The sequence below is a fragment of the Kribbella yunnanensis genome, assembly GCF_039529655.1.
Taxonomy (GTDB): Bacteria; Actinomycetota; Actinomycetes; order Propionibacteriales; family Kribbellaceae; genus Kribbella; species Kribbella yunnanensis.
This window is the reverse complement of sequence record NZ_BAAANF010000002.1, coordinates 578,326-591,102: the sequence shown is the minus strand read 5'-3', so window position 1 is coordinate 591,102 and position 12,777 is coordinate 578,326. Positions and strand designations below refer to the sequence as shown.

General features: G+C 66.5%; 10 protein-coding genes. 2 read left to right on the top strand and 8 right to left on the bottom strand.

The annotated features are described in order from the left end of the window. Positions 1–78: 78 nt before the first annotated feature. The 4 genes from ABD231_RS04310 to ABD231_RS04295 all read right to left on the bottom strand — a co-directional run bounded on the left by ABD231_RS04310 (position 79) and on the right by ABD231_RS04295 (position 7,195). On the bottom strand, positions 79–3,597 hold the full coding sequence (locus ABD231_RS04310; RefSeq protein ID WP_344145356.1) for a discoidin domain-containing protein: 3,519 nt from the start codon (positions 3,595–3,597) through the stop codon (positions 79–81). 75 nt (positions 3,598–3,672) lie between these two features. Continuing rightward, complete coding sequence (locus ABD231_RS04305) at positions 3,673–4,656, bottom strand: response regulator transcription factor (RefSeq protein WP_344145354.1); 984 nt, start codon at positions 4,654–4,656, stop codon at positions 3,673–3,675. Between the two features lie 35 nt (positions 4,657–4,691). Continuing rightward, positions 4,692–5,456 (bottom strand): hypothetical protein, encoded by a 765-nt coding sequence (locus ABD231_RS04300; protein WP_344145352.1) that lies wholly within the window; start codon positions 5,454–5,456, stop codon positions 4,692–4,694. 302 nt (positions 5,457–5,758) lie between these two features. Further along, complete coding sequence (locus ABD231_RS04295; protein ID WP_344145350.1) at positions 5,759–7,195, bottom strand: GuaB1 family IMP dehydrogenase-related protein; 1,437 nt, start codon at positions 7,193–7,195, stop codon at positions 5,759–5,761. Positions 7,196–7,328: 133 nt separating this feature from the next. Between ABD231_RS04295 and ABD231_RS04290 the strand changes: the two genes are divergently transcribed. Further along, positions 7,329–8,582 carry a Fis family transcriptional regulator gene (locus tag ABD231_RS04290; RefSeq protein WP_344145348.1) on the top strand — a complete coding sequence of 418 codons (1,254 nt, stop codon included), beginning with the start codon at positions 7,329–7,331 and terminating at the stop codon, positions 8,580–8,582. Positions 8,583–8,632: 50 nt separating this feature from the next. Here the strand turns inward: ABD231_RS04290 and katG are convergent, their stop codons facing one another. The 3 genes from katG to ABD231_RS04275 all read right to left on the bottom strand — a co-directional run bounded on the left by katG (position 8,633) and on the right by ABD231_RS04275 (position 11,815). After that, complete coding sequence (katG, locus tag ABD231_RS04285; protein ID WP_344145346.1) at positions 8,633–10,873, bottom strand: catalase/peroxidase HPI; 2,241 nt, start codon at positions 10,871–10,873, stop codon at positions 8,633–8,635. Between the two features lie 40 nt (positions 10,874–10,913). Next, positions 10,914–11,321 carry a Fur family transcriptional regulator gene (locus ABD231_RS04280; RefSeq protein WP_380154829.1) on the bottom strand — a complete coding sequence of 136 codons (408 nt, stop codon included), beginning with the start codon at positions 11,319–11,321 and terminating at the stop codon, positions 10,914–10,916. A gap of 116 nt (positions 11,322–11,437) precedes the next feature. Then, complete coding sequence (locus ABD231_RS04275) at positions 11,438–11,815, bottom strand: winged helix-turn-helix transcriptional regulator (RefSeq protein WP_344145342.1); 378 nt, start codon at positions 11,813–11,815, stop codon at positions 11,438–11,440. Positions 11,816–11,876: 61 nt separating this feature from the next. On the opposite strand from ABD231_RS04275, the gene ABD231_RS04270 reads away from it, so the two are divergent. Then, the gene (locus tag ABD231_RS04270; RefSeq protein ID WP_344145340.1) at positions 11,877–12,269 is read left to right on the top strand and encodes a nuclear transport factor 2 family protein; all 393 of its coding nucleotides are present in this window, start codon (positions 11,877–11,879) and stop codon (positions 12,267–12,269) included. 32 nt (positions 12,270–12,301) lie between these two features. On the opposite strand, the gene ABD231_RS04265 is transcribed toward ABD231_RS04270, so the two are convergent. Then, positions 12,302–12,727 carry a hypothetical protein gene (locus tag ABD231_RS04265; RefSeq protein ID WP_344145338.1) on the bottom strand — a complete coding sequence of 142 codons (426 nt, stop codon included), beginning with the start codon at positions 12,725–12,727 and terminating at the stop codon, positions 12,302–12,304. Positions 12,728–12,777: the final 50 nt, after the last annotated feature.

Genomic DNA, 12,777 nt, shown 5'->3' with positions numbered 1-12,777 from the left:
ACACCGAAAATCTCAGGGGGCAACCCCCCAACCGGAGGGATATCCATCGAGTTGGGGGGTTCGCCTGGAGGCGGCGGGCTAGTTGTTGTAGGGGGACGCGATGAGGGTTAGGCCGGTGACGGTGGCTGGGGTGGTGACTGTGATGGTGCGGGTTTCGCCTGGGAGGAGCCAGAAGTAGTTGTCGGTGTAGGTGGCTGGGAGGACTCGGTTGCCGGTGCGGTCGCGCAACGACAAGCGGGTTAGGGCTGCGACTGTTTTGCCGGTGTTGCGGATGGTGGCGGTCAGCTTGCCGCGCACAGCAGTCGACCGTACGTCGAGTTTGGCGGGCGCCAGTGAGTTGAGGCGCTGGAGGTCGGTGGGTTTGCGGTAGCGCCAGTAGGTGTTTTCGGAGAGGACCTTGCCGGCGGCGTCGGTCAGTTTGAGGCGGAGCAGGTGCAGGGCCGGGAGGTCGGCGCCGAAGGCAACTTTGAAACCTTCAGTCTTGTTGCTGGCGGCAACGGTGATCGCCTGGTTCTGCGAACCTAGCCGGACGCCGTTCAGGTCGTAGAGGTCGGCTGTTACCGAAGCGGTCAGCGGGGACGTGGTGTGGTTGAGGACGACTGTGGTCCAGTCGGGTTGGTTGGCCTGGACGTGGATCGCCTCGCAGCCCTTGCGGGCGCCGTAGTACGAACCGTTCACATCGAGGTCATAGTCGTACGTCTGCCACACCGTCGAATGCCACGCAGGATGCGACATCCACAGCAGTAGCGCCGACGCGTCGTTCCACAGATTCGCGTTCCAGGCCTCGAACATCGCCCGCATGTTCTCGTAGTTCACGAACTGCGCCTTGCGGGTGAACTCCTCCAGCCCGCTCGACGCTCCGAGCCGCTCGTCGATCGCGCCGAGATAGGTCTCCGGGTGCTGGTTGCCATGGGTCGACCAGTCGTGGTGGTACCACGGCGTACCGATCGGCCAGCCAGGATCGTCAGCGCCGACCAGGTTGCGCATCGACTCGACGACCGGGATCGTCGGCATCCCGATCTCGGTGTGGAAGCCGAAGTTGAAGGTGTCGTAGGTGTTCGCGTCGAAGTACTTGGCCGGGTCCACCCAGTAGTACGGCCCGTGTCCCGACACGAACCCGGCCGCCGAATCCGGCAGGTAGAGGATCTCGTCGTCCTCCTCGCGGATCGCGGCCTGGATCCCCTCGTGGATCGCGGGCGGCGGGTGCTGCTCGTTGGCCGCGCACCACACCACGATGCACGGGTGCGTCCGGTACCGAACGATCGTGTCGCGCGCGATGTCGACGTACCCGGGCAGGTTGTCGGTGAACGGACCGGCCTCCCAGAAGTCGTTCCAGACCAGGATGCCGTTCTCGTCGCACGCCTGGTAGAACTCCTCCCGCGTACTTGACCCGATCCAGTTGCGGATCATGGTGAAGTTCATGTCGCGGTGCATGCCGATCACCGCACGCATCTTCTCCTCAGGCATCCGGCGCAGCAGTTCGTCCCAGCCCCAGTTGCCACCCCGGCAGAAGATCCGCACGCCGTTCACGCTGATCTTCAACGGCACCGGCGCGTTGTTGACCTCCTGCACCTTGCGCCACGCACTGCCGTCATCCGATACCTGGATCTCGAACAGCGACGCGTACGCCGTCTCCCACAGCAACTCGATCCGGTCAAAACTCTTCGCAGTTCCCAGGTCCACCTGGATCCACTGATCATCGCTGTACGCCGACGACCAGCGACTGCGGTCATCACCGTCGATCGCGTTCTGCGCCGGACTGCCGTCATCATCCGAAGCGCTCGCCGTACCGGACCGGGCCAGGTCGACCGAGGGATCGGCACTGTCCTTGATCGCCAGTGTCCACAGCGAATACCCCCACCCGGTCGCCCGGCGGCGGCCCTGGATCCGCAGGTACCGCGCGGTCTGCCGAGCGATGTTGACGGTCTGCAACGCACTGTTCGTCGCCGGGTCGATCTTGATCGGGATCTCGTAGTCGTAGCCGAACTCGCGGATGCCGAAGGTGGTCTTGCGACTGTCACTGACGGCACCACCGACAGTCGCCGTGACGGTGAGCGTGTGCAGCGCAGGATCGCCGTACCCGTTGGGCCACCAGAGCTTCGGGTTGTCGATGGCAACGATGTCGAAGGCAACCTTCGCACTCGCTCCACCTTGCAGCGTCACGGTCTTGCTACCCGCCCAGCCGTCGAACGCCGCCTTGACTGTGACAGTGCGCGGTGCCGTTGATGCGTTCCGGACCGGCACGCTGATCGCGACAGTGGCGTGATCAGCGCGCGGCACCTTCGTCACCACGCGGGCATCACCCAGTACGGCGTCGCCCGTGAACCGCAGGCGGACATGGTTCCAGATCCCGGCCGCACGGTCGCGAACCGCCGGCATCCAGTCCCAGCCAGACGCGGCGAGCAGGGTCGGCGAGTCGAGGTAAAGCGTCGCAGCCTGGACGAATGCCTGCCCCGCATCACCCTTGTCCCCCGCAGATCCCGGGTGCGGCATCGGTGTGATCTTCACCGCGAGCGCGTTCTTCGCCTTCAGCGCGGCCGTCACATCCAGAGCGACCCGCGCGAACGGATGCTTCACCGTCCCTATCGAGACGCCGTTCAGCCAGACATCCGCCTGATGATTGATCCCGTCGAACTCGAGCCAGGCCCGCGTCCCCGAGGCCGTCGGGCGATCGAACTTCCGGTAATACCACCAGACGTGCCGGCTGAGCGCCTCCGGGATCTCGAGGTTGTTCATCCCCTCCACCGGGTCGGGGAAATGCCCTTCCTCCACGAGCGATCCGAGCACAGTTCCAGGGACGACCGCCGGCAACCACGTCGACGTGTCCAGACCCGACTGCGCTAGTACGGCGCCATCCGCCGTACCCGCGAAGTCATCCATCGTCAGCGTCCAGCCGGATTCGATCGGGAAGGTCCCGTCGGCGGCCTTGGTCAGCGCCGGCGGGCGATCGGCGTGCTTACCCCAGTCGGTCCACCCGGTCGCGGCGGGACGCGAGGCCGTCGTACTGCCGTAGACCTGGAAGCCGTTGAGACCAAGCGCGTTCGTGTTCGCCTGGCGGCTGGCGGTCAGTCGCACGTACTGCGCCGTGACCGGGCTGTCCAGCGTGACGTCGACAGTGCCACCAGCACTATCGCTCGCCTGGTGGATAGTCCGCCACGAAGACCCGTCGGTCGAGATGTCGACCCGGAAGTCGAGCGGCGAACTCGAGAGCAGCTCCTGACCGGTCGTGTTCCCGTACGGATTGCCACCGGAGAAGTCGAAGGCCGGGTCCTTCGAGGTCGCCTCGAACGTCAGCCGCACGGACTCGACCCGGCACTTCGCCTGCAGGTCCACCACCAGCCACTGCGGGTCGTTGCCTGCCGCCCGCCAGCCCGATCCCCGCACGCCCGGCACCGCCAGCCCGTCGACCGCGAACTCGGGCGGTGTCGCGGCGTACGCGCTCGACGACGCCCGCACCGGCCGATACCGCGCCAGATCAGTCTTCGGCGGAGCGGCGGCCGGCTGGGGCGCGGCCTCGGCGCCGGCCGCGGGCAGCGTGACGCTCGCCAGCAACCCACCACTCGCGGCCAGGAACGTACGGCGGGACAACGGATCCACGGGAGCCTCCAGGGCGGACTGGATATTTCCTAATAAACGGGCCACCCGGAAGTTACTTCAACCGCTCAAGTATGTCTACGGTGCGAGGTACTTCCGCACGTCGTCCGCCACCTGCGCCCGGTGCGCCATCCCGTATTTGCGCAAAATCGCGCTGAGATGGGTCTTCACGGTGTTGAGGCTGATCCCCAACTCGGCCGCCAACTGATCGTTGTCCAACCCGTCCACCAACAGCACCGCAATCCCCTGCTGAGCCTTCGTCAGCCCCGCAAACCGCCGTTCCGGCCCCTCGTCAGCCTCCATCAGCATCTCGATCAGCTCGGACTGAATGTGCTCGGTCGTCTCCACGATCCGGGTCAGATGCCCATGCACCTCCGTCGGGACGTCGTCCGCCGTCATCGCCTCCGCCGCGATCTCCCGAATCGACGCGATCCGATGCGTCAGGTACTCCGCCACATGATCCGACGTGAGCATCCCCGGCCCGACATCCCCCGCCGGCAACCGCCGCAACGCCTCCCGATCCTCCCCCTCCCGCGTCAGCACCCGCTCAACCACACCGGCGATCCACTCAAACGCTCGTACGGCGTTGGCGTCGTACGAATGCGCCTCGTAGCTCTGCATCGACAACATGCCGAACAGCTGATCCGCCCCATCCTTCACCGACCGGTACATCGGAACCGTCACCGCATCCGCCGAGCGCCGCCCCACTTCCCCGATCGGTACGCCGGCATGCAACGCAGCCCCGTTGTCGTACGCGAACCGATAAGTCTGCCGATGCTTCAGCAACCAAGCCGTCTGCCCCTGCGGCCCGAACCGATGCGTATCCGGATCGACGTACTGCCCGTCGTCGTACCCGTACGGATACCGCACCCGCGTCGCCCCGTGCAGGAACCCCACATAGAACGTGTCCACCCGCGCAACCTTCGCCACCACGACCCGCACGTAGTCGTACAGCCCGTAGTGATCGGCGCGGAACAGCGCCTCGATCTTGTGATAGGCCTCGCGCAGGATGATCGCGGTCTCGGCGTCAACCCTGAGCGGGGCCGGCCCGTCCTCCGGCACCACGCAACCCCTGCTCTATCGATCAACAACGCTGACTATGCCGAAGCCACAGCCGAAAGCCAAGGAGTAATCCACAGCGACTGCGGATCGACGTACGGCGCGAGGGCCGCGGTCACCTCCGGGTCGCCTGCCCCGTTCAGGTACCCAGACGCAATCCGGTAGGTGATGCCGGCCAGGAAGTCGGCGATTTGAACTCGGTGGTCGACGAAGGAGTCGAGCTGGTCGATGGCGGCGATGGCCGGGCTTGCTTGGCGGAGGGCGGTGATTCGGGCTGGGGAGAGGGTGGTCTGGCGGTCGTGCGCGATGTGGACCGGAGTGCCGTCGCTCCAGTACTCCGCGGCTCGGATGATCGCGGGGAGTAACGGATCGAGTCGCGGGAGTACGGCGGTCTCGTGGGCTCGGAGGTAGTCGTTGGCCGCGTCGAGGAATGCGCGGGCTTCCTCGGTACGGCGGTAGGCGTCGTACAGGAAGGGGATCGTCGCCGGGCGCGCGCCGAGGTGGTCGACCAGGGCGGTGATCAGGAAGTGGGTCTTGTCGATCACGAAGACGCTGGCGTTGCCGGGGAGCGGGCCGTTGGGGCCTAGGAACCAGAGCAGGGTGGCGCGGTGTTTGGCGCGGAGGAGGTGGTTGGCCTTGTACATGGTGGCCGGTGATTTGATGCGGTCGCGGAGTTCGGCGACGCAGGCTGCTGCGGTTTCTTCGTCCAGGCGGATGCTTGCGTGGGCGAAGACATCCGTGACGCCGCCGACCAGCTTCTCGCCCTCGTACCCGGACTCGTCACAGACGATGGTGGTCGGCACATGTCGACTCTCTCACCGGGTGCAAACTGATTTCCACCCTGAACGGCAGTCGCGGGTGGGGAGGAATCCCCGAGTCGCCCTCCCAAGCCTCGGCCGAATCCCAGTCCACCACCCGCGACCACGTCCAGAACGCCGTACATCCCGCACTGCTCGATCTCACTCCCCCAGCGAGATCGAACACCACCTGCAGTGTGTTTGGCGTTCTCTCCCCCCTGCTGACTACAGCGTGCCACCGCCGACAGGGCGTGCCAATCGCTCTCCGTATGAGGTTGTTGTGTTCTCAACCTCACCCCGGGAGTGACTCACCAGCTGGTGTCCATCGGCTTGCCTTCGGCGTAACCGGCCGCGGTCTGCAGGCCGACAACCGCCTTCTCGTGGAATTCGGCGAGGTTCGCAGCGCCGACGTACGTGCAGGAACTGCGCACTCCGGAAACGATCGAGTCGAGCAGGTCCTCGACACTCGGGCTCTCAGGATCGAGGTACATCCGTGCCGACGAGATGCCCTCCTCGAAGATCGCCTTCCGGGCCCGCTGGAACGGGGTGTCCTCGGCGGTCCGCAACCGCACCGCGCGGGCGGACGCCATACCGAAGCTCTCCTTGTACATCCGCCCGTCGCTGTCGCGATGCGCATCGCCGGGCGACTCGTACGTCCCGGCGAACCACGAGCCGATCATCACGCTCGAAGCCCCCGCGGCCAACGCCAGCGCGACATCCCGCGGATGCCGTACGCCGCCGTCCGCCCACACGTGCTTGCCCAGCTCACGCGCTCGCGTCGCACACTCCAGCACAGCCGAGAACTGCGGTCGACCAACGGCCGTCTGCATCCGCGTCGTACACATCGCGCCCGGTCCGACACCGACCTTGATGATGTCGGCGCCGGCCTCGACCAGATCGCTGACACCCTCCGCGGTCACCACATTGCCCGCAACGATCGGGACCTCGGGGCCGAGGCTCTTCACAGTCCGCAGTACCTCGAGCATCCGCGCCTGGTGACCGTGCGCGGTGTCGATGACCAGTACGTCGATTCCCGTGTCCAGTAAGGCTTTTGCGCGCTGCTCGACATCCCCGTTGATTCCTATCGCCGCCGCGACCCGCAGACGCCCTTGAGCATCCAGCGCCGGCTCGTACAGCGTCGCTCTGAGTGCCCGCTGCCTCGTGAGAATCCCGACGATCGTCCCAGCCTCGTCCACCACCGGCGCCAACCGATGCCGCCCGTCATGCAACTGGTTGAAGGCGGCCTCCGGATCGATGCCCGCCGGCACCGTCAGCAACTCCCGCGACATCACCGCATCCAACTGCGTGAACCGATCCACCCCAGCACAGTCCGCCTCGGTGACAACCCCCACCGGCCGCCCCCGATCAACCACCACCACCGCCCCATGCCCCCGCTTCGGCAGCAGATTCAGCGCCTCCCCCACCGTCCCCGACGGCGGCAACACCAAGGCCGTGTCATGCACCGGATCCCGTTCCTTGACCCAGGCAACAACCTCCCCCACCACATCCACCGGAATATCCTGCGGAATCACCGCCAACCCACCACACCGAGCCAACGTCTCCGCCATCCGCCGCCCCGACACCGCAGTCATATTCGCCGCGACAACCGGAATCGACCCCCCACTCCCGTCCCCCGTCGAAAGATCCACATCCAGCCGCGACCCCACCCGAGACCGCCCAGGCACCAAAAACACATCACTGAACGTCAGGTCCCCCGAAGGCTCCCGATCATGATGAAACCGCATCCCCGTTCCCTTCTCCGCCTGACGCAACCCGGCCAGCCTGACACGCACCCTCACCCCTCACAAGCAGCCGGAAAATGTCGGAGCCGTCGAGGATGCTCTCCCCATCAACTGCACGACTCGGGGAGCAACGCCCATGAACGCATCCACTGCCCGCTTCGACAGCACGGCGACCGCGATCGTCCTCACCACGCTCGCGATCACCGACAGCACCGTCGTACGGGAAGCTCATCACTGGACAACCGGCCGTCGAGCCCAGGCCGTCGACGATCCGGGGCAATTGGCTGCGGCTGACCTGACGCCGTTCGTGACCGAGGCACTGCTGCTCGGCTCCCGCACCCTCGCCGCAACCGCCCAGACGGCCGAGGCCCGCGTTCTCGAGCAGATGCTCAAAGAGGTCGGTGATCAGACCGCCGCGGCAAGCACCAAGGCGGCCGCACTGACCGAGTCGGCGGTCAAGGATGCTACGAGCAACCTGACGGGCGAGATCAAACGCCTGGTCGGCGGCGACAGCCCTGAGCTGCTCGAGCGCTTGCAACCGTTGCTGGACAAGTTCGCGGTTGGCCTGGAGTCTCAGGTCCGGGCGAGTACGCGGGAGCTGTTGGAGCGGGCGGCACAGCAGTTCGATCCCAGCGACCCGACCTCTCCGATGGCCAAGCTCACGCAGCAGCTCGAGACGCGTCATGGCGAGCTCGCTGCGAAGGTCGACGAGCTGACCACGGCGCTCAGAGTGCAGCAGGCCAGGACCGAGCTGATCAAGGTCACTCCGATCAAGGGTGACGCCTTCGAGGTGGCCATGCACCATCTGCTGAGTGAGATCGCCACCGCACTCGGCGATGAGTACGTCGCCACTGGCACCCGAGCCGGTCGAATTCCGCGCAGCAAGAAGGGCGACGGCGTACTCACGGTCGCCGGGTCGACCTGCGTCGTACTGGAGATGACCGATTCGGCGCGCACCGGATGGGGCGAGTACTTCGACGAAGCCGAGCGCAACCGGGCAGCGGTCGCTTCGATCGGCGTCGTCCGAACCCCGGAGCAGAACGGCGGCCAACTGGTCCGCGTCCTAGGTCCGCGGCGGATCGTCTTGGCGTTCGACCCCGACAACGACGATGCCGAGCTGCTCCGGACCGTCGTCCTGTTGATCCGAACCGTTGCCCTCACCGCGACCGTGCGGGCGGGGGTCAGCGACATCGCGACCGCCGAGGAGAAGATCGGTGCAGCCCTCGCTCAGCTGGAGCGGATCGCGAAGATCAAGAGACTGGCCGGCGGAATCCACAAGAACGCGGAGCTGATCGACAGCGAGTGCACCGGTGTGAACGCGGCGATCCGGCGGTTGCTCGACGAAGCACTCGTTGCCCTGGCCGACACCACTCCGGCGATCGCCGCCTGACAAGCCTGAAGGCCGGCCCCCCTGGTGGTGGGCCGGCCTTCAAGAGTGGATCAGCGGTGCAGGTCGAAGCGGTCTAGTTCCATGACCTTGTGCCAGGCGGCGACGAAGTCGGTGACGAACTTGGACTTGGCGTCGTCGGAGGCGTAGACCTCGGCGACGGCGCGGAGTTCGGAGTTCGAGCCGAAGACCAGGTCGGCGCGGGTGCCGGTCCACTTGACGTTGCCGGCGGAGTCCTTCGCCTCGAAGAACTCCTGGCTGCTGTCGGTCGACTTCCACTCGGTGCCCAGGTCGAGCAGGTTCGCGAAGAAGTCGTTGGTGAGCGTGCCGGGGTTGTCCGTGAGGACGCCGTACGTCGAGCCGTCGTAGTTGGTGCCGAGGACTCGGAGGCCGCCGACCAGGACGGTGAGCTCGGGGGCGCTCAGGGTGAGCAGGTTCGCCTTGTCGAGGAGGAGGTACTCCGCGGGGAGGCGGTTGCCCTTGCCGTAGTAGTTGCGGAAGCCGTCGGCGGCCGGTTCGAGGGCCTCGAAGGACTCGACGTCGGTCTGCTCGAGGGTCGCGTCCGCGCGGCCCGGGGTGAACGGTACGACGAGGTCGACGCCGGCGTTCTTGGCCGCGACCTCGACGCCGACGCCGCCGGCGAGGACGATCAGGTCGGCCAGCGAGACCGGCTTGGGGAACGACTGCTGGATGCCCTCGAGCGTGCGCAGTACCTGGGCGAGCTGGTCGGGGTTGTTGACCTCCCAGCCGGCCTGCGGCTGCAGGCGGATGCGGGCGCCGTTCGCGCCACCGCGCTTGTCGCTGCCCCGGAAGCTCGAGGCCGAGGCCCACGCGGTCGACACCAGCTGCGAGACCGACAGGCCGGAGGCCGCGATCTGCGCCTTCAGCGCGTCGATGTCGTCGGCGCCGATCAGCTCGTGGTCGACGGCCGGGAGCGGGTCCTGCCAGATCAGCGTCTCGGCGGGAACCTCGGAGCCGAGGTAGCGCACGATCGGGCCCATGTCGCGGTGCGTCAGCTTGAACCAGGCGCGGGCGAACGCGTCCGCGAACTGCTCCGGGTTGTCCTTGAACCGGCGCGAGATCGGCTCGTAGATCGGGTCGAAGCGCAGCGCCAGGTCGGTGGTGAGCATCGTCGGCTTCTTCTTCGGACCGTCGTACGCGTCCGGGATGATCGCCTCGGCGTCCTTGGCGACCCACTGGTTCGCGCCGGAGGGGGACTTGGTGAGCTCCCACTCGTAGCCGAACAGGATCTCGAAGAAGTCGTTGCCCCACTTGGCCGGCGTGGTGGTCCAGGTGACCTCGAGGCCGCTGGTGATCGCGTCCTTGCCCTTGCCGGAGTTGAACGTGCTCTTCCAGCCGAGGCCCTGGTGCTCGAGGTCGGCGCCCTCGGGCTCGACCCCGACGTGCTCCTCGGCGTTACCGGCGCCGTGCGTCTTGCCGAAGGTGTGACCGCCGGCGATCAGCGCCACGGTCTCCTCGTCGTTCATCGCCATCCGGCCGAAGGTCTCGCGGATGTCGCGCGCCGACGCGATCGGGTCCGGGTTGCCGTTCGGGCCTTCCGGGTTCACGTAGATGAGACCCATCTGTACGGCGCCCAGTGGCTTCTGCAGCTCGCGGTCGCCGCTGTACCGCTCATCGTCCAGCCAGCCCGTCTCCGGGCCCCAGTAGACATCGGTCTCCGGCTCCCAGACGTCGGCCCGGCCACCGGCGTACCCGAAGGTCTTGAAGCCCATCGTCTCGAGCGCCACGTTGCCGGTCAGGATCATCAGGTCGGCCCAGGAGATCTTCTGGCCGTACTTCTTCTTCACCGGCCAGAGCAGCCGCCGCGCCTTGTCCAGGTTGGCGTTGTCCGGCCAGCTGTTCAGCGGCGCGAACCGCTGCTGCCCCGCACCCGCGCCACCGCGGCCGTCGCTGACCCGGTACGTCCCGGCGCTGTGCCACGCCATCCGGATCATCAGCGGGCCGTAGTTCCCGAAGTCGGCCGGCCACCAGTCCTGCGAGGTCGTCAGTACGTCGGCGATGTCGGCCTTGACCGCGGCCAGGTCCAGCGTCTGGAACTCGGCGGCGTAGTCGAACTCCTCGCCGAGCGGGTTCGACACGGCCGGGTTCTTGGCCAGGATCTTCAGGTTCAGCTGGTTCGGCCACCAGGCCCGGTTCGCGTCGCCCGAGGTCGGTTGCACACCCTGACCGTGGGCCACCGGGCAGCCGCCGGTCGCCTGGGCGTTCTCTTCGCCGCGGCTCTCCTCACTGCCTTCACCGGGCAGGGGCTCGTGCGGCTCATGGTTGTCGGACATCTGAATCCTTCCAGGACTGGACGTAAGTTTTCACAGAAGGTCAAGCACAGTCGGAGCAGAGCCCCCAGTAGATGACCTCGGCCTCGTCGATCACGAACCCGTGGTCGTCCGACGCATGCAGGCAGGGCGCATGCCCCACCGCACAGTCGACATCGGCAATGGCGCCGCAGTTCCGGCACACGACATGGTGGTGGTTGTCGCCCACCCGCGACTCGTACCGCGCAACCGACCCGAGCGGCTGGATCCGCCGTACCAGCCCCGCCGCCGTCAACGTGTGCAACGAGTCGTACACCGCCTGGTGCGAAACCTCCGGCAGATCGTTGCGCACGGCCCCGATCAACGAGTCCGTATCGGCATGCGGGTGCGCATACACCGCCTGCAACACCGCAACCCGCGGCCGCGTCACACGCAGCTCACTCCCCCGCAGCAACTGCTGGAGCTCTTCCACGGTCGGCACCCCTGCAGTCTTCCCCCTTTTCTGGAATGAGTCAAGATTACCTGCCGCAACACCAACCGACGTTCTCCCGACGAGACTGTGAACATCCTCGTGCGCCGCGCGCGGGGCTAGTCGAGGATTTGGTCGTCGGCGGCGTCGTCGTACCGGTCTTGGGCTGCTTGTACGTCGTCTACGTAGGACTCGGCCCAGACTTGGAGTGCCTGGAGTGGTTCGTGGAGGGTTCGGCCGAGGGGGGTGAGCTGGTAGTAGGCGTGGTCCTGGTGGATGTGTTCGACCATGCCGTCTCGCTCGAGTGCTCGCAGCGTGTCGACGAGGACCTTCTTGGTGATGCCCTCCACCTGACGGTGTAGTTCGCCGAAGCGCAGCGGTTGCTCGTGGAGCAGGATCACGATCATCGCGGTCCACTTGTTCGCGATCCGCGCCAGCGATGCTCGCGACGGGCATTGGGCGGAGAACACCGTCCACTCGCGGTTCGATCCGGTCACGTTGAAGTAACCACCCTCTCCTCCGGCACGCTGGGATCCCAGCTAACCATGGAGGATGGACATGTCAGCCATAGATGTCGTAGGCAAGTACGGCGCCGCCGTCGCGGCCGGTGATCTGCAAGCTCTCGCCGCCACCCTGCACGCGGATGCCGTCTGGCACCAGCCGGGCGCGAACCCGCTGTCCGGCGACCACGTGGGCCCCGACGCCATCGTCGCCCACCTCGGCCGCTTCTTCGCCCTCAGCAACGGCACCTTCACCCTGGAAACCGAGTCCGCCACCGAAAGCGGCAACCTCGTCTCCACCACGGTCCGCTTCACCGCGAAGCGCGAAGGACTCCCCGACCTCGACCAGCACGGCGTCGACGTCTTCCGCGTCGACGCCGACAAGATCGCCGAGATCTGGCTCATCGGCGAGGACCAGGCCGTAGAAGACGCCTTCTGGAGCGCCGCGTAGGAGACGAACAGTCCGCCGCTACCTGGGCTCGGTCATCCCTTGTACAAGCAGAAGGAATAGATGACGCGCCCCGTTGTCGAGCTGTCGCCGCGCGGCTCGAACCACAGCGTTCCGTCGCCGCGGGGCTGGTAGTTCAAGCTGACCGTTTTCGTGACCTTGCGCCCCCGCGTACCGAGAAGCGTGGTGGAGGTGCTGGATCCGTTCTGTGCCTTCCGCACGCGGATCATCTTCACGGTGCCCGCGATCGAGTACGTGACGCGCACCTTCGCATCCCCACCCGGCCAATTCCGGTAGCCGTATCCAATCCCACCCAGAACGCTGTCCGGCTCGTTCGAGGACCGCACACACGTCACCGCCTCGGCCTCAGCCGCGCCGGCCCCCGGCGCCACCACCCCAGTCGCCATCAGCAAGCCGAACAAAGGCGCCGCCACAAACACCCGTCGCAAAGAAAAAGTCACAATCACTCCTAGCTCGTCAGGACGACGTCAGGCTAGAAGCGCGCACCTTC

Bases quoted from the DNA above. Each gene is read 5' to 3' on its own strand.
- ABD231_RS04295 (WP_344145350.1), bottom strand. From the start codon at position 7,195: ATGCGGTTTCATCATGATCGGGAGCCTTCGGGGGACCTGACGTTCAGT.
- ABD231_RS04290 (WP_344145348.1), top strand. From the start codon at position 7,329: ATGAACGCATCCACTGCCCGCTTCGACAGCACGGCGACCGCGATCGTC.
- katG (WP_344145346.1), bottom strand. From the start codon at position 10,873: ATGTCCGACAACCATGAGCCGCACGAGCCCCTGCCCGGTGAAGGCAGT.
- ABD231_RS04270 (WP_344145340.1), top strand. From the start codon at position 11,877: ATGTCAGCCATAGATGTCGTAGGCAAGTACGGCGCCGCCGTCGCGGCC.